Origin of the sequence: Rhodanobacter sp. OK091 (assembly GCF_900142825.1) — a bacterium.
Taxonomy (GTDB): Bacteria; Pseudomonadota; Gammaproteobacteria; order Xanthomonadales; family Rhodanobacteraceae; genus Rhodanobacter.
The window spans coordinates 1683242-1705593 of record NZ_FRCH01000001.1 but is presented as its reverse complement, the minus strand read 5'-3'; the positions used below and the strand labels follow the sequence as shown (position 1 = coordinate 1705593).

The 22352-nt window shown below is 60.1% G+C and carries 20 protein-coding genes and 1 tRNA gene; 12 read left to right on the top strand and 9 right to left on the bottom strand.

Features of this window, described 5'->3' with window-relative positions:
* Nucleotides 1-143: 143 nt before the first annotated feature.
* From BUA26_RS07805 to BUA26_RS07775, 7 genes are all read right to left on the bottom strand, one after another.
* On the bottom strand, nucleotides 144-641 hold the full coding sequence (locus BUA26_RS07805) for a GtrA family protein (protein WP_178368553.1): 498 nt from the start codon (nucleotides 639-641) through the stop codon (nucleotides 144-146).
* Nucleotides 631-1593 (bottom strand): glycosyltransferase family 2 protein, encoded by a 963-nt coding sequence (locus BUA26_RS07800; RefSeq protein WP_255368198.1) that lies wholly within the window; start codon nucleotides 1591-1593, stop codon nucleotides 631-633. Before BUA26_RS07800 ends, BUA26_RS07805 begins: the two co-directional genes overlap by 11 nt.
* Nucleotides 1594-1791: 198 nt before the next feature.
* Entirely contained in the window at nucleotides 1792-3339 is a 1548-nt protein-coding gene (locus BUA26_RS07795) for a glucosyltransferase domain-containing protein (protein ID WP_072759302.1), read from the bottom strand.
* A 326-nt stretch (nucleotides 3340-3665) separates the two neighbouring features.
* On the bottom strand, nucleotides 3666-4166 hold the full coding sequence (locus BUA26_RS07790) for a GNAT family N-acetyltransferase (protein WP_072759301.1): 501 nt from the start codon (nucleotides 4164-4166) through the stop codon (nucleotides 3666-3668).
* Nucleotides 4167-4609: 443 nt separating this feature from the next.
* Nucleotides 4610-4900, bottom strand: coding sequence for a DUF1330 domain-containing protein (locus BUA26_RS07785; protein ID WP_072759299.1), 291 nt, complete (start codon nucleotides 4898-4900; stop codon nucleotides 4610-4612).
* Between the two features lie 65 nt (nucleotides 4901-4965).
* On the bottom strand, nucleotides 4966-5676 hold the full coding sequence (locus BUA26_RS07780; protein ID WP_072759297.1) for an SDR family NAD(P)-dependent oxidoreductase: 711 nt from the start codon (nucleotides 5674-5676) through the stop codon (nucleotides 4966-4968).
* A gap of 105 nt (nucleotides 5677-5781) precedes the next feature.
* Nucleotides 5782-6753 (bottom strand): LysR family transcriptional regulator, encoded by a 972-nt coding sequence (locus BUA26_RS07775; RefSeq protein WP_072759295.1) that lies wholly within the window; start codon nucleotides 6751-6753, stop codon nucleotides 5782-5784.
* A gap of 50 nt (nucleotides 6754-6803) precedes the next feature.
* Here BUA26_RS07775 and BUA26_RS20060 point away from each other — a divergent pair, with 50 nt between their 5' ends.
* The 11 genes from BUA26_RS20060 to BUA26_RS07730 all read left to right on the top strand — a co-directional run bounded on the left by BUA26_RS20060 (nucleotide 6804) and on the right by BUA26_RS07730 (nucleotide 19500).
* A complete protein-coding gene (locus BUA26_RS20060; protein WP_143154200.1) occupies nucleotides 6804-7115 on the top strand; it encodes a hypothetical protein in 312 nt (103 codons plus the stop codon).
* Nucleotides 7116-7421: 306 nt separating this feature from the next.
* A complete protein-coding gene (locus BUA26_RS07770) occupies nucleotides 7422-7925 on the top strand; it encodes a hypothetical protein (protein ID WP_143154199.1) in 504 nt (167 codons plus the stop codon).
* A gap of 109 nt (nucleotides 7926-8034) precedes the next feature.
* Entirely contained in the window at nucleotides 8035-8502 is a 468-nt protein-coding gene (locus tag BUA26_RS20055; RefSeq protein ID WP_143154198.1) for a hypothetical protein, read from the top strand.
* Nucleotides 8499-10622 (top strand): DNA cytosine methyltransferase, encoded by a 2124-nt coding sequence (locus BUA26_RS07765; protein ID WP_083572904.1) that lies wholly within the window; start codon nucleotides 8499-8501, stop codon nucleotides 10620-10622. Before BUA26_RS20055 ends, BUA26_RS07765 begins: the two co-directional genes overlap by 4 nt.
* Nucleotides 10623-10649: 27 nt before the next feature.
* Nucleotides 10650-13289, top strand: coding sequence for a Z1 domain-containing protein (locus BUA26_RS07760; protein ID WP_072759288.1), 2640 nt, complete (start codon nucleotides 10650-10652; stop codon nucleotides 13287-13289).
* Entirely contained in the window at nucleotides 13286-14332 is a 1047-nt protein-coding gene (locus BUA26_RS07755; protein WP_072759286.1) for a PD-(D/E)XK motif protein, read from the top strand. The genes BUA26_RS07760 and BUA26_RS07755 overlap by 4 nt, the downstream gene beginning before the upstream one ends.
* Entirely contained in the window at nucleotides 14304-16205 is a 1902-nt protein-coding gene (locus BUA26_RS07750; protein WP_072759284.1) for a hypothetical protein, read from the top strand. Before BUA26_RS07755 ends, BUA26_RS07750 begins: the two co-directional genes overlap by 29 nt.
* Nucleotides 16202-17107: a hypothetical protein gene (locus BUA26_RS20050; RefSeq protein WP_143154197.1), complete on the top strand. Its 906-nt coding sequence runs from the start codon at nucleotides 16202-16204 to the stop codon at nucleotides 17105-17107. The genes BUA26_RS07750 and BUA26_RS20050 overlap by 4 nt, the downstream gene beginning before the upstream one ends.
* A complete protein-coding gene (locus tag BUA26_RS07740) occupies nucleotides 17108-17914 on the top strand; it encodes a DUF6339 family protein (RefSeq protein WP_072759281.1) in 807 nt (268 codons plus the stop codon).
* Entirely contained in the window at nucleotides 17907-18323 is a 417-nt protein-coding gene (locus BUA26_RS07735) for a very short patch repair endonuclease (protein ID WP_072759279.1), read from the top strand. Before BUA26_RS07740 ends, BUA26_RS07735 begins: the two co-directional genes overlap by 8 nt.
* Before the next feature lie 181 nt (nucleotides 18324-18504).
* Nucleotides 18505-19500 (top strand): hypothetical protein, encoded by a 996-nt coding sequence (locus BUA26_RS07730; RefSeq protein WP_072759277.1) that lies wholly within the window; start codon nucleotides 18505-18507, stop codon nucleotides 19498-19500.
* 276 nt (nucleotides 19501-19776) lie between these two features.
* Here BUA26_RS07730 and BUA26_RS07725 read toward each other — a convergent pair.
* Nucleotides 19777-19852: transfer RNA gene (locus tag BUA26_RS07725), tRNA-Ile, on the bottom strand.
* 122 nt (nucleotides 19853-19974) lie between these two features.
* Here BUA26_RS07725 and BUA26_RS07720 point away from each other — a divergent pair.
* The gene (locus BUA26_RS07720) at nucleotides 19975-20346 is read left to right on the top strand and encodes a nuclear transport factor 2 family protein (RefSeq protein WP_072759275.1); all 372 of its coding nucleotides are present in this window, start codon (nucleotides 19975-19977) and stop codon (nucleotides 20344-20346) included.
* Between the two features lie 76 nt (nucleotides 20347-20422).
* Here BUA26_RS07720 and rpoD read toward each other — a convergent pair whose 3' ends face one another.
* Nucleotides 20423-22306, bottom strand: a complete 1884-nt coding sequence (rpoD, locus tag BUA26_RS07715; protein WP_072759273.1) for an RNA polymerase sigma factor RpoD — start codon at nucleotides 22304-22306, stop codon at nucleotides 20423-20425.
* Nucleotides 22307-22352: the final 46 nt, after the last annotated feature.

The window sequence follows — 22352 nt, the reverse complement described above, 5'->3', positions numbered from 1 at the left end:
GGCGACGGTTTGACTCAAAGGCGAATGGCTACTCGAAGTCGGGTGGAGGTCGTCGACACTGACGACATCCATCGAAATGTCTGGAATTTCCTGCTTGCATGCGATCGGCCCTGGCTCCAATCGCGCGCCGGTCGCGACTGGCTTCAGGCTTTTGTTGCGGGGGAATTTCCATCCGTCGCGTCTTCAGGGTGCTTCCGGTGAGCCTGGAAAATCCAGTGTCTTGCCACCAGGAATCCTGCGACAGCGGTCAAGGCATCGACGAGCGGCTTGATAATCCAGGCGAGATGAAGCCCGCCAACCGACTCGAGTGCCCAGATCACTATCGTGTTCGCCAGTGTCAGGGGAATCCACGTCGCCACGAAGCGAGCGAGATGGGTGGGTCGGAGCCTGGACTTGAAGGTAACCGTGCCGTTCGCGGTAAACCCGAGCACCGCAGCGAAGACTCTCGCGATCACGTTTGCCGGAGCCACCGGCATGCCCCAAGCGGTCAGCATGACAAAGCATAGCCAGTCGATGACAAGTTGAGTGATCCCGACGACGAAGTAGAAGGCCAGCTGCCTTCCGATACCGTGGCTCGTCAGCTTGCTGGTCCAGAAGGTCCGCAAGTAGCGCCTCATGAGCGAGCGGCCGTCAGTCGGCATCGGATCGGTACACCTTGCGAATGACATAGGGAGGGCGCGATTTCGATTCGATATAAGTTCGCCCGACGTACTCGCCGACCACGCCGAGACCCAGCAACTGGATGCCGGACAGAAAGGCGATGAGAGATACCACCGAAGCGAAACCGGGCAGGTCGATCCCGAACACCAGGGTGCGTATGACGATAAATGCGCCGTAGAGAATCGCCGCTATCGCCACGCCGCCGCCCACATAGGTCACCAGACGGAGCGGTGCCGTCGAGAACGAGGTGACGCCCTCGACCGCCAGACTCACCAGCCGGAAGCCGTTGAATTTGGTCTGTCCTGCTGCGCGCGGGGGACGCACGTATTCCATTTCCTCGGTACGAAATCCGGCCCAGGCGAACAGTCCCTTCATGAAGCGCCGGTTCTCGGGAAGGTCGTTGATGGCATTCACGACCGCCCGGTCCATCAATCGGAAGTCGCCCACATTCTCCGGGATGTGAATGTCCGAGATCATGTTGAAGGTGCGATAGAACAGCATGGCCGAGACTCGCTTTCCCCACGAGTCCGAGATTCTGTTCGAGCGCTTTGCAACCACCACTTCGGCGCCGTTCTCCCAGCGGGCGATCATTTCCAGCAGCAATTCCGGCGGATCCTGTAAGTCGGCATCAAGCGGAATCACCGCATCGCCCGAGGCTGCGCGCAAGCCGGCGCTCAGGGCGGCCTCTTTGCCGAAGCGTCGCGATAAATCCACGACGACCATGCGAAACGTCGTTGGCCGATAGCTGGTGGCCTTCCGCAGGGTATGGTCCCCGCTGCCGTCGTTTACAAGAACGAGCTCCCATTCGTAGGGTGTGCCGGCGAAGGTCTGCTCCAGCCGCTGAAACGTGAGATCGAGAGTATCTTCCTCGTTATAAGCGGGCATGACGACGGAGATCAGCGATGGTCGTACGGAACTCTCGGCGGCGGTCAAAAGTTTGTCCCCACAAGGCTTGTTGAAATGTTGCTCGCGCCGTGCGTGCGGCGCGGACTCCGATCTGGGCATGATGATGCATAGGGGCTTCGAGCGGCGTTTGCCGGGCTTTCCGACCCGATAGGTAGCTCGAGGCTGGTCAGTGCGCCCTGGAGAAATCTACTCCACGCATCGATGGCCCGTGTTCACGGTTGTTCTTCAATCCCCTTTTCCGTCGATACATTCGGGCGACCCCCCGGGGGCCAGCAGCCGAACCACAGCGGTGTCGCCGAGGACGTAAAGGCGGTAGTGGGCGGTGACGATATCGGCTGGCATCAGGCAAGTGCGTGCGTGCAAAGACGGCAGGAGCGATGGGGCGGCTACATCGTGTGCCTGCAGATTGGTCATGTCCGAGATGTAGAACGCAAGAAAGTCCGGTGCCTGAAAACTATGGTCCGAAGTGAGGTATTGCGGCACCAGATCGCGAACCAGCGGCAGCTGTTCGATCACGTGCGCCGTGACCGGCGAGTAACCCGCCGTACCGTCCAGCACAAAGGCATGAACCCCGCGGCTGGCCTTCAGCTGGGCGAGATCGTCGGCCAATCTGCCGGCTATGCGGCCTTCGTAATCCTTCTGGGCAGTCGCCGCATTGCCGTAAGCGCTGGCCAGAATGCACATCCCCAGGGATAACATGCAGGCCGCTGCAACCGCCCATTTGCGTGAGCCATGCCATTGGTGCAACGCCGCTTGCATCACGACCAGCGCTCCGGCCAGCAGGGCGCCAAGCCCCATCAATACGCGCGGCCCGATTTCGGGCTTGTGCAGCAGCAACATCGGGCCGAGCGCCGCGACCAGCGCGGCCAGCGGGACGAACAGGGCTGCAAGGCCAAGCAGTACCGTGACAGGTGCCGGCTGCGCGGCGCGGAAGGCGAGCGCATAGCGTATGCCGACCACGACCGGAAACAGGGCGAGTACAGCCAGCAAGGGACCGAAATACATCCACCAATGCCCGTTGAAACTGGCTCCGACGTATCCGTAGAAATCGACAAAATTGGTCAGCAGCAGCGGCAACTCACGCCATCCGTGAATTCTCTCCGATGCGTGCTTCACCCAGCCGCTGACATGAATGCCGACGAGCAAGTAGTAAAGCAGCATGGCCATGCCGAACTGCATGAAACGCCCGATGAATTTCCTCGTCAGCTGGGATGGCTGCTCCCGTTGGAGCTGCAGGCATACCCATTCGACCAGCACGAACACCAGGTAGGCATTGATTGCCGGCTGATAGAAGCAAAGGCTTCCCCAGAGAGCCAGCACACCGAGCCACCAAGCACGCCGGCCATCACTTAGCTGAAGCATCGGGAGTACGGCAAGGAGCATGGCAAGGCTCATGCTCAGCGCATCGAATTTGAAGGAAAGATTCTCCAGATAAAACGGTTGCGCTCCCAGCGGAAATGCCGCGAGCGCCGCCATCCACGACGAGCCGATCGAATATCTGCGCGCCATCAGCACACCGACCCAGGCCAACAGAGCGATGGCGCCGATCTGGGGCAGCGGCGAAATATCGACCATCGCATGGTCGTAGCCCTGCAGCATGCGCATGACCAGGGTGGTCAGCGGCCGTCCATTGGAGTCCCAGCCGGCACGACCGACCAGCGCCCGCTTCAGATCGTCGTTGTAGTAGCGGTCTGCGCGCAAAATCGGGTAGAGGATCAGCGAATACAACACCAGCAAGATGCCGAACACATCACGGTCACGCGTATCGCGCACCGCTTCTGCACGGCTGGGCTTTTCTCGAGATGTTGAAAAATTCACCCGCAAGCTCCTCGGGTCAAATGGTTGGTGGCTGAGCGTGGCGACGCCAGCTGCAAGTGTGCGCTGCTCTACGGTGCGACCCGCGTTTCGCTGATGATGTTGCCCTGGATGCTAGAGGAAAAACACTCAGGACTGGCGTCGCGCTGGCAGGAATTGTCGGCGCGTTGCCCTTCCATCTGGCGTTGGACTCGTCTACCTGAGCTCAGCGGGTTGGTTGCAGATGGCAGGAAGCCGGATCACCACCGCTCACTGCCGCCAATGCCCAGCTTTCACCGACAGAGTTACGTCAGGCCACGCTGCATGACGAGCTCGCCATTCGGCGCTGTTCCAACATGCACAAAGCCCAACCGTGCAAGAATTCTCTGCGCGGCCCGGCGCTCGAGCTTGCGGTTCTCGATGGTGGCGACCAGGCGGTGCGGCGCGCCAGGTTCACGTGCGAGCGCCGTGAAGCCCTCGATCATTCGTTCCATCAGGCGAACATTCAAGCCGACCGCGCGGCTGCCCGTACGAATGAATATGCGGACAAAGCCGTAAGATCGTTCATGCTCGTCCATGTGGACCGCGACCGTGCAGACACCGGCGATGCGACCGCCGTCTCCTTCCTGAAGAACACACGCGACCTCCCACGAGCGGCGCCACGCTTCGTCCGCACTCGTCAGCGCGCCTTCCTGCAACCAGAACCCCACGAGCTGTTGCCGCAATGCCGCCGTAACGCTGCCGAATACCCATCGAACCTGAAGAACTTGCAGTGCGTCGGTCGCTGGAGCGCTCGTTTTCGTCATGGGAACCCCTGTCCAAAGCATGTGCTCATGGTATCGACAAGTGAGCGGCCAGACATGTCGCGCCCATCGGAGTGTTTGATGCTAAACAGAGGGCCTGGCATTTTTCCCTTTCGGTGCTTGCGATTCAATCAGCTCATTCCACCGGGTGGGTTCCACCCTCAAGGAGATTGAGTAAAGACTAGGCACCAAGTTCTTGGTTGCGCTACGGTCGTAGAAGTTCCTGGCAGCCATGCCATCTATGTCTCGAAGCCGGGAGCTGTCGCTAAGCTCATTGAGCAAGCGGCACACGGCAAAAAGTAATCGTGCCTCGGAGCGGGGCGCCCATAGTGCGCTCCGCTTCGTTCCCGCTGTGGCATGCATCGACACCTTTTCGACAGCGGACAATACGGTGAAAGGCGCCCTTTTGCCGTGCGATTACGGAATAGCGAAGGGCAATCTTCGCCTTATGCACCTTCAACGAGGCGAACGTCACGTTCGGCTGCGCCCACGAGGTGCTGCACCGCCGCCTGATACTCGGGGCTGCGATACGCGGCGTCAGCTGCTTCGAGACTGCTGAACTCGACGATGGCTACGCGCTGTAGCGTGCCGGCCTCGTAAGTGTAAGTTGGCACACCGGCCGCTAGAACCCGGCCACCTTGAGCCCGGATGACCGGCCCCGCGGCGGCCGCGTATCTGTCGACGCCGGCCTGGTCCGAAATCGAACGAAATGTCATGACCCAGTATCCACTAGCCATCGTGCACCTCCTCTCGGCGGGATATCGCCTTGGAATAATTCATGAGAACAAGATCCCGTTGCGCTTTAATGGCCGGCGCTTTGACCACCGTCGACATGGAGAATCTCGCCCGTGACGAAGGTGGCCGAATCGAGATAGATCACCGCCTCGGCAATATCGGAAATTTCGCCCATGCGTCCCACCGGATGCATGCTGCCCAGCGCGTCGTACGCTTCGGGCGCGTGCATTGGCGTTTTCATGATGCCCGGAGCTACTGCGTTTACGCGGATCCCGCGTTTGGCGTATTCGATGGCCAGCGACTTGGTCGCCGCGTTCAGGCCGCCCTTGGTAAGTGCGGCCAGCACTGACGGCACGCCCTCGATCGCGTTGTCGACCAGGCTCGCAGTCATGTTGACCACGTGGCCGCTGCCTTGCTTTTCCATTTCGGCGATGGCGAGCTGGGTGATGTGGAAGAAGCCGTCGAGATTGACCGACAGAACGCCGCTGTAGTCTTCTTTCGTATACGCGGTGAACGGCTTGGCGATAAAGATGCCCGCATTGTTGACCAGCGTATCGATACGACCGAAGCGCGACATTGCTTCGGCAATGACACGTTCGGCTACGCCGCGGTCGGCGATGTCGCCAGGCACGGCGATCACATGGGGATCGCTGGACGGCTTGATGGAACGGGAATTGGCGATGACCCGGTAGTTGCGGTCGACAAATGCCTTCACGAGGCCTGCGCCGATACCTTGCGATGCGCCGGTAATCACGGCCACTTTCTGTTGACTGTTCATTCTCTGATTCACTCGTAGATGATGGAGGTGTCCGGCGCGATGCAGATAAGCCTGCGTTGCCGACGCGATCAATCTACGGGTGCACAGCCGATAAGCGAATCCCCGCTATGCGGTAAACACTTTTGCGCGCCGCGTTGTAATCGCCTTGGCCGGCGGGGTCGCTGCTTCCTTGGCCAGGGACGCGAAGCGAGAGCGCAGGCGCGGAAGCGCGAAGTCGACAAACGCACGGACCTTGGGCACGGAGAGGCGCCCGTACGGAGAAATGATATGCACGGGAAAGGGCGCCGGCTCCGCATCGGCCAGCACGACCTGGAGCAAACCCTGCCTGATTTCCGGTGCCACGTGATAGGCAAGCAGACGGGTCACGCCATGACCTTCCACCGCCGACGCAATAGCGGCACGCACGTTATTGATGACTAGTCGAGGCGTGATCGAAATGGATCGAGGCACTGACGATCCCTCAAGCGGTGGAAAGCTCCACGAGGTCGGGCCCATGTGGTCCATGGCGATAACCTGGTGTTTGCCCAGGTCGGCTGGCTCGGCGATGCGTGGATGGGTCGTCAGGTAGCGCGGCGATGCCACCACCACTCTGCGAACCTCGCCGATCCTGTGCGCCACGAGTGAGGAGTCCGACAGATGCGTGATGCGCAAGGCCAGGTCCATGCCCTCGTCGACCAGGTTGACCTGCCGCTCCAGCAGGTACAGTCGCACGTTGACGGTGGGATACTCGTCCATGAAGGCGTCGACGATGGGCCGCAGGATCTCCGCTCCGGCGAACACAGTGGCGGAGATAGTCAGTGTGCCGCGGGGAACGGAGCGCTCACCGGCCGCGCTGCGCTCGGCCTCCTCCAGCTCCACCAGCAGCTTCCGGCACGCGACGGCATAGCGCTCCCCCGCCTCGCTCAACTTGATCGACCGTGTAGTCCGGTGCAGCAAGGGCACCCCCACCCGGGCTTCAAGAAATGCGATGGCGCGACTTACCGCGGCTATGGAACGGCCGGTCTTCCGGCCGGCCCCGGTAAGACTTCCTTCGTCCAGCGTCGCGACGAAGACTTTCATGGCATCCAGACGATCCATAGGGGCTGTCTCACACGCTCGCGGCGAAACCGAGATTGCACCAATTGTGCATGACTACGCCGAAGACCGGGGTGATGGCGAAATCTCCATTCAACAACCGGACGCCATATCTGAACTTGCGTGGCGGAATCGCCGCTGGCTATTTCGATCTTCTTGTCTTGATCTTGGATAAGCCACGGAATCCAGCGACCGCTGTTGCGAAGACCGAACTGGATGTGCTCGTGCGGTCGGGATCTTCCAACGTCGTCGGCGTGTTCCGTCGCGCGAGGCTATATCGATACCGGGCAATTCATCTCGCGAGTTCGCGCCGTAACCGGTTCGCGCGTCGACGTGACGGCGCGATGGGGAAGTTAAGCATATGAGCGATCATCAAGCCGTAATCGATCTGGCGCACAAATAACCGCGCTGTGCGGTTAACCATAGTTTGGCCGCTGAGGAAAAGCATAGTTTTGCCGCACGGCGACGGGCTCCTCACCCGCAAGCTGCAAAGGCCCCTGTCAATTTAGCACGAGTTCCCATCGTGCCTCCCAGGGTGCGGCGTGCTGTTTCCAGGTGCGACGCGGGCAGGGCTGCGGCACCTTCATCAAGCTGAAAACCGTGCATCCGGCCCGTAAAGATCGTCTGTGGGCGGCCGATACCAATTGCGGGGTTCCGACTGGGAGATACCTGTGAAGTTACCCGACAAGGAAACGCTCGACCGACTCAAGGACCTGGCCTCGCTCGCGCAGAAAGCCATCTTGGCGGTGGGCGTGTGGATACTGTTTTGCTACTGCCTGTCGGAACGGATCGTGCCGGACGGCCTCTCGCTCGGCGACGCAATGATCCTCATCATGATCGCGCTCGCCTTCGGCGTGGTCATGATCTTGGGTGTTGGGTACGGGATGATTGCTGCGCTGGCGCCTGCCAAGCTAATTCTTGCGGTCGGCAATGCCATCAAAAAGGGAAAGAAGCCGTCGTTCGCTCCCTTTTGGCGGGACAAGGTCATGACGTCGGCATCGATCGTCCTCCTATTTCTTCTCGGCGTGCTGGTTCTGTTTGGCATGAACACAAGCTCAGCCAGCGATATGAGGCTGGGGCAAACCGTCGGCTGCTTCATCACCATCGGCTTGTTTCTGCTGCGGATCTTTGCCGTGAAGTACGAAGACGAAAAACCGCTGCCCGTCATGCCCTAGCCAAAGTGCCGAGCGCTAACCTCCAGATTGAAGCTTCGCAGCGTATAGATTCTCGGCAACCGTTTATCTTGTTGTTAACAACAAGATAATTGCGGAATACAATAGGGTCATGCTAAAGCTCACCCCACAACAAGTCGCTCAGGTAGCGCATTTATCGGATCAGACGCTGCGCCACTGGCGCCAGGTCCTGCCGCCGCTCTCTGGATTGAATGGCTATACGCCATGTTTTGCTCCTGGGGATGCGCTGGCGCTACTGGTGGTGCGACATCTGGTCAGGGTGATGGGCATCAGCGTCGGGACACTGGCTACCGCTTCGACGAGCCTGTTTTCCCTGTGCCGCAATACCAGTTGGCCTTTGCTCGGAGACCGGCGCCTTCTCGTTGACATCGAGCGCGGCGAAGTGAGTCTGCTAACGCGAGAACCAGACCTTGATACGCCAGCCATATTGGTACCTATGCGCCCATTCGCAGAGCAACTGCAGGCCGCGTGGGTCAGCAGTTTCCCTGCCTTGGACCAACTGCCTCTTCACTTTCCAGCGGCGGTTGTTACCCGCTCCCGTCGGATGGCTGGAGCATGAGTGCAGTGACGTTTGACTTGCCGGAGCCAACTGCGTCGCACACATTCGAACCGCAGATGCTAGCGGGGGCTGGTTCGGCGACGGCCGATCTGGGACCGATCTGGATCCTCGAAGAGGTGGCGGGCCACCTGCGCACCCAAAGCAAAAAAAACAGCGCACAGCACATGAGACTTTACCGCCTCAACGGGGATGTGCTTACGGCCGAGCAGGAGCTGGATTTGGGTGGGGAATCCTCGCGCGCAGATACAGCCATGGCTCTCCTTGAACAGGCAAAAGTGCGCAGCGGTGTCGTCGTATGCAGCTTCCGCACGGTGGCCACGGCACAGTTCGTAGAACGCTTGGAAGCAAGCGGCCGCAACGGGCTGCACTATGTTGTAGAAGTCGATCCTACCCGCCGGGTTGAGTTTGCACGAGCTCGCGACGGTATCCGTTCATCTCCCCCCAAGGATCGGGTGGAAACGGCGAGTTGGCAGCAGGTCAATCTAAGTAAGCCTGCGGGCGACTCCGAGTGCTACGCCGCCAATCTGGGCAAAGTAGATTTTGGAGGCGTTGCGGACCTGACTTGCTTCGCATTATCGATTGGCGGCATCAAGGGATATCAGCGCGGCATCCTTGTCGGCATGACCTCGCTGGAATTAGAAGACGGGATCAAGAAGCTTGCGCAGCTGCTTGCATGGACGCGCTGGGTTAGGCTGGCAGTCCGCAAGGCGAAGCGGACGCGATCAGTGGTTGCAGCGCCCACACGCATCTCTGATACATCAGAAAAATCAGCAACGCTTGGCATACTGGTACGGGCGAACCGCAAGATCGCCGCTGGGCACGACGCCAAAGCAGCCAATCAGCATTTGCAACTGCCCGATCGGCCTGCACGGCTCAAACACCGTCTGACGGCTGAAAAGAAGACGCTGAATATCGTAGAGCTGTTTGCGGGAGCCGGCGGCATGGGGCTTGGCTTCCTCAGTGCAAAGGCGTCGGGCGGTCGCGGCTACCGTATTGCCGGATCAGCCGAGATCCATCCGATCTACACCCAGACACTGAAACAGAACCATGCCTTCATGGAAGAAGCCGGGTTGACCCGAGCCGATACGACGCCGGCAGAGTATGCCCCGATGGACCTTTGTTCCGACAAAGTCAGAACACGGCTTGGAGCTATGGCTAAAGAACGTGGCGACGTTGACGTGTTGATCGGCGGGCCGCCGTGCCAGGGTTTCTCTAGCGCAAACCGAAACAGCTGGTCGAGTTCCAATCCCAACAATCGTCTGGTAGATGCCTTCCTAGACTGCGTGTCTCACATGGCACCCAAAGTGCTGCTGATGGAGAACGTTCAAGGAATCCTTTGGACGCCCAGGGATGAGGCCGACTCGGACCTCAGCGTTGCCGCGCACGTTCTGGAACGGCTTGCGGACATGGGGTATCTCGTGTTTCCGAAGCTGCTGGACGCTGTTTGGTATGGAGCCCCGCAGAATCGCAATCGGTTTTTCCTACTCGGTATTCACAAGGATGTCGGCTATTCGCCGGAGGACTTCGGCAAGTGGGGACCTTTTCCCAGACCGACCCACGGCCCAGGTACAGGCAAGGCCTTTGTGACGGTTCGTGATGCAATCGCGGACCTGCCCAAGCTCGGCAACGGAGACGACTTGGCTGAACGCCCCTACCAAGACGATTCAGCACGCCTGCAGCAGAACGCCTTCCTTCGAGCCATGCGCACGGGCGCGCCCAAAGGCGTCATCTGGGATCACGTCACCTCAAGGCACGCCGACTACGTCATTGAGCGCTACAAGGGCATTGGCCAAGGGCAGAACTGGCAGGCGGTGCGCGACTTGATGACCAACTATGCCGATGTGGAACGCACGCACAGCAACATTTACAGGCGGCTGGCTTGGAGCGAACCCGCAATAACCATTGGCCACTATCGCAAGAGCATGATCATCCATCCATCACAGCACCGAGGACTTTCGCTTCGCGAAGCAGCACGGCTGCAGAGTTTTCCCGACTGGTTCCGCTTTGCAGGGACGGCATCGGGCACTGACGGCGGCCTGATGCACAAGCAGCAGCAGCTTGCCAATGCAGTCTGCCCAAGTGTCACAAAAGCCGTCGCAGAGTTCATTCTCGATCTCTGAAAACAAAAGTTTCAACCAGGGGGATGCATGTCGCTAAGCGATGGAACTAATGATCAGGTCGGCCAATTGGCTGAACAAATCCTCGATTCGGTGCGAGCCGGGCGGACTCCCGAGGAGGCTGCCGCACGCCTGTCAACGCTGCTGCCCCAAGCGTTGGTCGAGCAGGCCTTGCAGAAGTACCGTGATGCCAGCCGTCGCGTATGGACGATGAAGGAGCCGGGCAGTATCTACAACAAGCATTTCGATCCGTGGTATCTCGGTCCAGATCCGTCGGACAAGCTGTGGCACTCCTACGAGAAGCACCTGAAGGAGAAGGGTTGGGACCCGGCAGCGATCAAGGATATCGACGAAGCGTCGACCCGAGTGGTGTCGCTGCTCGATCCACCCGGCAAGGCGCAGATCCGGACGCGGGGGCTTGTACTTGGGCACGTGCAGAGTGGCAAGACGGCAAGCTTCACTGCGGTTATTGCCAAGGCTGCCGATGTCGGCTACCGGTTCATCATCGTGCTGTCAGGGATGAACAACGTCCTGCGCTACCAGACACAGCTACGCATCGACGACGATCTTATTGCTGCCAACCTGGAGCATTGGATCACCGTGACCGATGTTCAGGACGATTTCGCTGCCAATACCAACGTCAACTCCTTTCTTACCGAAAAGCATTCCACGAAGGTGCTGGGCGTCGTTAAGAAAAACAGCGGCCGGCTCAAGCGCCTGCACAAATGGCTTACGGGTGCACGGCCCGAAGTTCTTCGCGCTTGTCCTGTCCTGATCATTGATGATGAAGCCGACCAGGCCAGCCCCAACTCGCATCCAAAGCCGGACGAGCGAACCAAGATCAACGAGCTGATTGTGAAGCTGCTGAAGGATCTCCCTAAAGCAGCCTATGTAGGCTACACGGCTACTCCCTTCGCCAACCTCTTCATTGATCCTTCACTGCCGGAGGACCTCTACCCCAGGGACTTCATTGTCGATCTACCGCGCGGGAATGGATACTTCGGTGCGGAGCAAATCTTCGGGCGTGCGCCCGTCGACGAAAACGAAGAGCCGGTGGACGGCCTGAATGTCATTCGGCTGGTGCCCGACCACGAAGGCACGCAGTTGAAGCCGCCAAGCAGAGACGCTCGATTCACGTTCACTCCGGAAATCACCGCAACGCTACGCGAAGCAATGCTGTATTTCTGGATGGCCGTCGCCGCTCGCCAAGTGCGTGGGCAGCGTGGCAAGCACGCCACGATGCTCATCCATACGACCCAATACGCGGCGGCGCATCGAAATGCCAAGTGCGCCGTTGATGCATTTCAGGGGACCGTGCTGAAACTGATCCAGAAGGGCGACGCAGCTTTGATGGCTGAGCTGGAAGCACTTTGGCTGCGCGAGCAGGCAGAGCTCCCTTCCGAGATGCTGAACCTGGAACCGGTTGCATTCGCCGACCTAAGCGCGCATATGACGACGGTACTCAAACGGACCGAGTCGAAGGTCGAAAATGGCAGCAGTCCCACCCTCGACCGCGTGGACTATCAGCCGGATGCCGATGGAAACGGCCGCATCTATATCGTAATCGGCGGGAACGTGCTTTCACGCGGACTGACGCTGGAAGGGTTGACGGTCAGCTTCTTTGTCCGATCGGCGTCTGCTTATGACACTCTGCTGCAGATGGGGCGTTGGTTTGGCTACAGGCCGGGCTACGGCGATCTTGCCCGCGTATGGATGACGGAAGATCTGCGCGACTATTTCTACGACCTGGCTAGCGTCGAACGCGAGATTCGTCAGGACATCTCCCGCTACAAGAACGGCGATGTGACTCCCATGGAGTTTGCCGTTCGCATCCGCCAGCACCCGGCGCTGGCCATCACGGCCAAACTTAAAATGCAGCACGCGGTGCAGGCCAAGATGGCTTTCAATGCGCGAGAGGTGCAGACGATTGTCTTCCGCCACGAAGACCAGGGTTGGCTGGATCAAAACCTCAAGGCAGCACGCGATCTGATTGCGCGCATGCGAGTAGCTGGCATTCAACCCGCAACGGTAACGGACAAGCCGCACAAGGTCTTCTTCGATGTCCCGTCGAGCCAAGTGCTTCAGTTCTTGAACGAGTACGCCATCGATCCAGGCAACAGCGAGATGCCGAACGGGCTACTGCAGAGCTACATCCGCGACCAGAATCAGCGAGGGCATATCGCCCTCTGGACGGTTGCCGTTGTCACACGAGCCGCGCCGGTACCAGCACTCGGCACGATCGACTTCGGACTGGACGCCGAAGTGCCTCTGGTCAACCGTGCACGTTCACTGCGGAAAAGAGGCCCGCAGGTTGTCGACATCAAGGCCTTGATGTCGGAGACCGACGTTGCGATCGACGTGCCGCGATCCGCGTCTGAGCTGCGCGGCAAGGATCGTGATGAGTTGCGCGACCTCCGTGAGAAAGCCGCCCCGGACAGGGGCTTGCTGCTGCTCTATCCAATCAGCAAGGATTCGGTGCCGCGTCAAGGAAGCACCCAGCGTGCACTACTCGGCGCCGTCCAACACGTTATAGGCCTTGCACTCGTATTCCCCGACGTGCCGCAAAACGATCTGACGCCGCAGAACTATATGACTGTCGAGCTTCCGGATGTCGACAGCGAGCAGATTGACATCGACGATCTCGAAGATATGGCAGAGACTGACGAATGACGAGCGGAGTCGCCTGGACCACTGGTGAAGGATGGCGCCAGCTGGAATTAAGCACCGGTAGCCCAACGCACGGGGAGTTCCGCGTTTTCGACACGACGCTAACCACCTCTGACGGAGCGGTGCTGCTGGCGCTCGATGCATTGGGTCTTCGGCATGTGCTGGTTCCTGTCGCCGCAGACTTTCCTGCCGCGCACGACCGGCGCAGCGGTGGCGTACATCTCACTACTCGGCCGTTGGTCGACGATACCGGGCAGCGGCAGTACCTCGACCTCGCGTGCCAAAAGGCACATCTCAACGGCGTCTTTACTCATCTCGCTGAAGAGGTACTTGGCCTGCTGCGCGGTCACGCGATCCAGCCGCTGCGGGCGTGCCATCAGACGCTTCAGCGTTGGCGCGAATTGTTGGACCGTGAGGCGTCGAACGTTCTGTCCACAGAAGCCCTGTGCGGGTTGTTTGGCGAACTGTGGCACTTGGTGCGCATCGCAGCAAAGAGCGCCCAGGGAACGTCGGCTTGGCAGGGGCCATATGGCGCTCGACATGACTTCACAGTAGAGGGCTGCGCTTTAGAGGTCAAAACCACAACGCGACGCGACGAATGGAAGTTCCGCGTTCACGGCCTTACGCAGTTGGAACCGCCCCGCGATGCCCGGCTGTATCTGAGCGCCATGCGCTTGGAGCTGAACGGCGCATCCGGCGCCACCGTGCCGGACCTGATTCAGTCGGTTCTGGACACAGGTGTTGATCGGCGCGACTTGCTGGGCCGCCTGTCGCAAGTCGGATACGACCTGCGCGATGATGCCCACTATCAGCAGATTCGAATCGACGTCATCGACAGTCGAGTCTACGAAGTGGCTGCGTCGTTTCCGCGGCTGACCGGGACATCTTTCTCTCCCACTGGACTTGCAGCCGGGGTGTCAGACATCCACTACACGATCGACCTTGCCGCGTCCCCGTCTGCACCACTGCACCTGGAAATACTGGATAGCCTCCACGCGGCGCTTGCAGGAGTCCGCGATGGCGGTGCCGCTGAACCTGCAGTCTGAGCTGTTTTCTGCGACGGGCGGTGCCGCTGCCGAGGGCGTGTCGAACCAACTCGGGCGCCCTCGCGCAGATCGCTTCACACTTCTAGTTCGCGAAGCAGTTCAGAACAGCTGGGACGCACGAATCGCACCCGCAGGCGGTGTCCAGTTCCAAATCGATGGATACCTGCTCGACCGGGACATACGTCGAACACTGGCGGCCCGGGTATTTGGGAGCGTACCGTTCGCCGTCGATGTTCAAGCCCGCCTCCTTGCGGATGGCGACTTTCCCGTAATCGCCGTCAGCGATTTCGGCACCCGCGGACTCTGCGGCCCGACCCGTGGCAATGTTGTCCCGCAGCCAAGCGAGTCGACCAATTTCGTAGATTTCATGCGCTACATCGGGCGGCCGCCGAACCGCGCATACGCAGGCGGCACCTACGGTTTTGGCAAGGCGGCGTACTTCCTCGCCAGCTCGCTGAAAACCATCTGCGTCCACACTCGCTTCAGCAACGGACGCGGCATCGAGTCGAGATTCATGGCTGCTGCATTGGGGCCGCAGTTCGAGTCTCAAGGCTCTGAAGGCCAGCGCTTCACCGGCCGGCACTGGTGGGGGCGGTTGGCACAGGACGGGGTCGTTGACCCAATACTGGGTGCCGAAGCCGACGCGCTGGCGTTGCTGCTCGGTGGCGTCCAGCGCAGCCCGGATGCATGCGGCACCACCGTCTACGTTCTCGCACCCGACTTCGAAGGCGCTGCACCTCAACAGGTACTGAGTCAAATGGGCCGCGCGATCATGGACTACTTCTGGCCAAAGCTCATCGACGGTCCCGGCCACATTCCCACCATGTCGTTCAGCGTCCGCTGCGAGGGTCGCGAGCTGCCGCTGCCAACGGTGCACGAAGATCCAGAATTGGCGCTATTGGCACGCGCTTTTGCGACGGCGTACGCTAAAGCACCATCCGGTGGTGCAGTGCTGGAGTCCATCGAATCGCAGCGGCCCAAGAAGCTGCTAGGTCATCTTGCTCTCGTTCGACAGCCTTCTGCCCTAATGGGTTCGCAACCTGCCGCTGGCGAACGCGACGACGGTGCTGGCTTGTACCAGCGCGGCCTTCGGCGGCCGCTGCAGCACATCGCTGTGATGCGTGCCCCAAACTTCGTGGTGAAGTACCTGGAGGGACCGCTGGTCCCTTATGAACTGGCCGAATACGCAGGCGTGTTTCGGGTCGACGCTGACGCAGATGCCGCGTTCGCCCGTGCCGAGCCGCCAACCCATGACGACTGGATTCCCGATCTGCTTCTGGATGCGTCCGAAAAGACATACATTCGGGTGGCGCTGCGCAGAGTGAAGGAAGCCGTTGAGGTTTTCGCGGCACCGCACACAATCGAGGCGTCGGGAGCGGGAGCACATTCGGTGGCTGGCTTCTCTCGTATGCTCGGCGCGCTTGTGCCATCGCTGAGTCCTGATGCCGCAGGCGCAGCCCGGAATGGACCGACCACGTCCAAGGGCGCCGGTGCCGGCGGACGATCCGGTACGGGGCGCAAGGGTGCAGTAACGCCGCAAGTTTCGTTTGTCGGTGAACCGGCAATCGAATTGATCGACGGCATCGCGGTGATGGTCGCCCGCTTTGAAACGTCTGGTCCGGACGGCACACCGGCCCGAGTCTTTGTGTTGCCCAAGGTGGTCATTGCCGATGGCTTCGAGAGCGACCCCCCTGAAGGCGCACAACAGCCAAGGGTCATCAGGTGGGTGGACCCGACCGGCACTATTGTGGCGGCGGGCGCCGTCAGTTGCGAGATTCCCGTCAATAGCGGCACATGGGCCGTCGCGGTGAGCATTCCTCCCGATGCCATGATTTCCGTTGCACTCAAGGCGGAGGCTGGAGTGCAAGGATGAAAACCGTAACCGCCGTCCCCTACAAACGAGCGGCTGCTCACCGGCTCACGGCAGGGGAGTGGGAAGTTCTATCGACAGAGCCGCCGTCGCATCTTCCTGCCGTCCTGTCCGGCTTCGACTACGGCTCTGTTCTCCGGCTACGCAGAGAGGTCATCATCGATACCGCCGGTCTGCGGGCCGACTGCGGCCTTGCCGAAACTGTTCCGTTGCTGGCGGCGGCAAGCTGGTCTAGTCCCGGCACCGTGCTGCGCCGAGGGCTAGCCAGAATTCCAATTTCCGACGGAGACGACGCCTGCCTTGTCGAACTGTCTGGGGACATTGCCGGCAGCGACATTGCTGGAGCCCTGCATATTGACACCACAGTCTTGGTGGCTATCCGACAAGATTCCGGTACACCACTCTCGGCGCGACATGCCGGCGCCGTGCTGCTGCGGGAAAGACAGACGATTCAGCTGGATTCATCACATTCGTTCTTTCCCGTGGAAATCGTCGACTTCAGCAAAGGCTATTGGGCAAACCCAGAGGCGGCATGGCGACTCTCCTGGAATGTGTATGCCTTGGAACAGCCTTTTCTTGGCTCGGTTCGCCTGCTCATCAACGCTGCACACCCGCGAGTAGTGCATGCGGTTTCAGGCGAATCTCCGAATGCCGAAGCATCGGCGATTCGCTCAGCGATCTATTTCGACACCGCCAAAGCTTTGATTCTTGGCGCGCTGGCAAACGAGGATTTCATCGAGTGCGACGGCGACTACGCTGAAGGGAGCTGTGGCAGGATCATCTACGTGATGATCCAGATGCTGTTTCCCGGCGACGGCATTCGGGGCTTGGCCGCCGCCGCAAATCAGAGGTCCGATTACTTCAGCACCGATCTGCAGGGCCGGCTCAGGTTGTTCTGGAGCTGAATGGTGACACTCTTTCCTCAGCTCCCACACCACATTGCCCTCCAACTGGCTGATGCAGCCCGCGCGGCCTCCATTCCTTCGCTCGCGGGCACGGCCTCGGTCGAACATCCTGCTTGCGAATACACGCCGACGGGAGGAGCCCGCGCGACAGTCGCGGCACTAAGCAGGCTTCGCAGCGATCTCCTCCGGTTGGCGGCGACTGCCGGATATCCGAATTCAGCAAGCCAGCAGCAGGCTGCGGCCTTCGATGCCGAGGCTTCCATCGTGCTGGCACAGCAGATGCGCATGGCGCCTGCGGAAGCGATCAAAGGCGGCGTCTGGGAATTTCTGTCCTGCGTCCTGCTGCCTGACGTCGTCCGATGGCGATTTGGCGGGGCAGACAATGCTGCAACCCCGCTTGAACGATTTGCTGCGGGTCGCCGCAACGTCTTTCAGCGTCTTTGGTGGCGCGCCTTTCACCTCGCGCCGCGATCACCTGGTGCTTCCCAGTTGGCGGAGCTTCTGCGCGCGCTCGGAGAGGACGAACTGGTTCAGTTGATGGAGCGCCCGTCGCTCGCCGGCATAGAAGGCTTGCCCGGCTCCATCGCGGCGGGACTGCTGACCGCATCGCAGACCTACTCTGATCTCACTCGGCGCCAGTTGATCCGAGAGGCGCAGAAGCGCTTCCTCCGACTATCGTCGTTCTTGTCATTCGAGTCGATCGCTTCAGGGGAGATCGATCGCCACGTCAAGAGTGTTTTCGAACAAGTGGCGGCTTCACTTCCCCGCCAGAACTCGGAATCCGCGCTGGGGCATCGCGATGGCTGACAACATGACGCCCGAACAACGGCGTATGACCATGTCACAGATCCGCAGCCGGGACACCAAAGTGGAGCTTGCCGTGAGGAAGGAACTACACAGACGCGGGTACCGCTTTCGAGTGAATGCAGCATGGCTTGCGGGCAAGCCAGATGTCGTCTTCACCAAGATTCGACTCGCCATATTCATCGATGGCGACTTCTGGCACGGATGGAAGTTCGACCAGTGGTCGCACAAGCTCGCGCCCTATTGGCGCGAAAAAATTGCTGGGAACATGGCGCGCGACCTCCGGCACACGACGCTCCTGCGCTGCAATGACTGGGCGGTCATGAGGGTTTGGGAGCATGACGTGAAAAAGAATCTTGAACGCTGCATTCAACGCATTGAGGCAAAAGTGGGCAAGCTTCGTAGAGCCTGATCACGTGCAAAATATTCGCTGCTTTAGCAGATATTTTCTGCACAGTGCAGATTCCGGCAATGACTGAACATCATGACACCTGACCATCTCGCTGGTACTGACCAGGGCACGATCTGCGTGCCCGCTCACAAATAGACATGCTCCTCTGCCGGAGCCGCACAATTGAATAGAAGGAGATTCAATGAATCCGCCCGCGCCTCAGTTCAATCAGATCACGATGCAAGTGAGTGTTCCTCGGGACCAGGCCGAGGCATTCATTTCCGCCATGCAGCAATGGATGCTGAGGGTGCCCACCGTCTACTTCCTGGACATTTGTGCGATCGGCCACATCAAGATCTATCTCCCGACCCAGAGCTTCAAGGACGAGCATCACAAGGAGTCGATCCAGGTTCTTCAGGGGCTCGACCTCCCACACAACAGCGTGTCCTACCTTCCTGCCCTGATGGAGAAGGCCAGCGACCAACGCAGCAAGTTTTCTGTTCAGGAGTTTGTCGCCGAGGCGCAGCGTGACTGGGATGCCATGGGCGCCTTCTTCAAGAACGCGCGTGTGATCGAGCCTTGGGACCTCGTCGAGGCGTATGCGACCGACTTGTTCGGAGCCCATCCTGAGCAGTCAGGCCCAGCGTACCTGGCGTTCCTTCAGTTCGCGAATGACCAGGGTCTGCACAGCAAAACTGCAGAAGGGAAGCGTCTGAAAATGGCTGAAGTACTTTGCACCAAAGCACAGGAGCTTGGGATCAGCACGGGTCACCCAGTGGTGCTGGTGACAATCGCACGCGTGTATGGGTGCGAGGACGCCCGACTAGTGTTGAAGTTCGCTGGGAAGCCGGAGAACTTCAATCCCGGCAATGCCCTGGGTGATATCCAGTCGATCTCTCGTGTCGCCGGAACGCTGACCAACTTCATCCAACGAGCCGGCGTGAGCGGCGGACCATTCAAGAATGGCAAATTCAAGACAGCAGATTCCCCGCTTCACAACATGTTGCGCTATTTCACCGTGCGATCTGTGATCGCAACTGAAATGTCGGACGGGATGAGAGAAAAAATTACCGTGTCCGTCGACGCCCCGAGTCTTTACCCAGATATCTTCGGTGCGGATCGCGAGCCCAAGGACGAGAAAAGCCGAAGAGAACTGGACCAGCTTTACAAGTTGCTGGGCGCAGAATTTCCCGTGTAATGGCCTCCTACCAACGCCTCGACACCGTTGTTGCCACGGCACACCACCAGATCAGACTGATAACAGTCTCAAGGCCAAGCATCCCAACGGACGCAACTCCGCAACTTGACCTACCAACTGATCGAATTCCTTAAAGTCGCACAAAATAAGTGTCAGTATTTGGCTGTAACTTGCAGGACAAAAGTGTCAAGACGCCACTCCCAGCGACACTTATTGCCGGTATTTCGTGACGTCAATCGCTGGGAGGGCCAACGCGCACGATCACCTGCCGATACATGGTGGGCCCACCAGGACTCGAACCTGGAACCAAAGGATTATGAGTCCTCTGCTCTAACCATTGAGCTATAGGCCCGCGCAAGAGCGCAAGTTTACCGTAGCGTGACGGCTGCATACGAGAGCGAGGTGCCGAAAGTCGGTGGCGCGTGCGGTTGTCCGGGCGGTAGGCTTGTGGCCCCCTGAAGCAGGAGAACACGCATGAACATTGAAGCGATCGCAAAACGATTGGTCGAATTGTGCCGTGAAGGCAAGTACGAGGACGCGCAGCGCGAGCTGTATGCCGAGGATGCGGTGAGCATCGAGCCGGACGGTTTGCCGCCGGGTGCATTGGGTAGTGTGAAGGGACTGGCGGCGATCTATGAGAAGGGTCGCCAGTTCAATGCGATGATCGAGGCGGTGCACGGCGGCAGCGTGAGCGAGCCGGTGGTTGCGGGCAACTGGTTCAGCGTCGCGATGGCGATGGACGTGACCATGAAGGGCCGTGGCCGCATGAACATGAGCGAGATCTGCGTGTACCGCGTGCGCGACGGCAAGATCGTGCACGAGCAGTTCTTCTACGACGTGGGTTGACGCCGTGAAACGAAGAAGCCCCGCATCGCGGGGCTTCTTCGTTTCATCCTGACGTCAGTAGTGACTGACGTCGTGGTTACTCGACGTCGAGGAACGAACGCAGCTGTTCCGAACGGCTCGGATGGCGCAGCTTGCGCAAGGCCTTGGCCTCGATCTGGCGGATACGCTCGCGGGTGACATCGAACTGCTTGCCGACTTCTTCCAGCGTGTGGTCGGTGTTCATGTCGATGCCGAAGCGCATGCGCAGCACCTTCGCTTCCCGCGGAGTCAGGCCGGCGAGCACGTCGCGCACGGTTTCCATCAGGCCGGTCTCGGTCGCCGAATCGATAGGCGAGCTGGCGTTGCCATCCTCGATGAAATCGCCCAGATGCGAATCCTCGTCGTCGCCGATCGGGGTTTCCATCGAGATCGGTTCCTTCGCGATCTTCAGCACCTTGCGGATCTTGTCCTCGGGCATCTCCATTTCCTTGGCCAGCTCTTCCGGCGTGGCCTCGCGGCCGAACTGCTGGAGCATCTGGCGGGAAATGCGGTTGAGCTTGTTGATCGTCTCGATCATGTGCACCGGGATACGGATGGTGCGCGCCTGGTCGGCGATCGAGCGGGTGATCGCCTGGCGGATCCACCAGGTGGCGTAGGTCGAGAACTTGTAGCCGCGGCGGTATTCGAACTTGTCGACCGCCTTCATCAGGCCGATGTTGCCCTCCTGGATCAGGTCCAGGAACTGCAGGCCGCGGTTGGTGTACTTCTTGGCGATCGAGATCACCAGGCGCAGGTTCGCCTCGACCATTTCCTTCTTGGCGCGGCGGGCCTTGGCCTCACCGCTGGCCATGGCGCGGTTGATGTCCTTGATGTCGATCAGCGGCAGGAACAGCTTGCGCTCGATGGTGGCGAGCTTCTCCTGCTCGGCGTCGATCGCCTCGCGGTGGGTCTTGATGTTCGGCGACCACTTCTGGCGCTTGCGGCTGAGCTCGGCCACCCACTCGAGGTTGCCCTCGTTGCTGGGGAAGGTCTTGATGAATTCGGCCTTGGGCATCTTCACCTGCTTGACGAAGATGTCCATCAGCACGCGCTCGTGATGGCGGATGTCGTTGACCACTTCGCGCAGCTTGCGCACGAAGCCGTCGATCAGCGCGGACGGCAGCTTGAGCTTGAGGAACTCCTCCGCCATCTGGTCGCGCAGCTTGACGATCTTCTTGTCGGTGATGCTGGCGGCTTTCGGCGCGGCCTTCTGGAACTTGCCGTAGTAGTCGCGCAGCAGCTCCATGCGGCGCTTGACCTCTTCCGGATCGGGACCGGTCGGGCCGGCTTCTTCCTCTTCCTCGGTCGCGGTCTCGTCGTCGTCGGCTTCAGTCTCGTCGCTCGGATCCGGTTCCGGCAGCAGCAGTGCGGCGGCTTCCTTCTCCTTGCGGGCGAGGTCGGCGGCTTCTTCCAGATCGAGGAAGCCGGCCAGGATTTCGCTGAGGCGGCGCTTGCCGTCCAGGTGCTGGTCGTATTCTTCCAGCAGCAGTTCGATCGTCAGCGGGAAGCTGGCCAGCGCGGTCTGCACCTGGCCGAGGCCTTCCTCGATGCGCTTGGCGATGGCGATTTCGCCCTCGCGGGTAAGCAGCTCGACCGTGCCCATCTCGCGCATGTACATGCGCACCGGGTCGGTGGTGCGGCCGACTTCGGCGTCGACGGCGGACAGCAGCGCCACGGCCTCTTCGGCGGCGGCGTCGTCGTCGCCGGAGGTGCTGCCCGGAGCCGCGCCGTCGGCGATGGTGTCGGTGTCGGGCGCGGCGTCGTGCACTTCGATGCCGACGCCCTTGAGCACCGCCATGATGTCTTCGATCTGCTCCGGATCGACGATGTCGTCGGGCAGGTGGTCGTTGATTTCGGCGTACGTCAGGTAGCCCTGCTCCAGACCTTTGGAGATGAGCGCCTTGATTTCAGACTGTTGCTCGTGGGGAGCTTTGCTATTCATTAACCGACCGCCGCGGGGTTCAAGAACCGGACATTATAGCGATGTG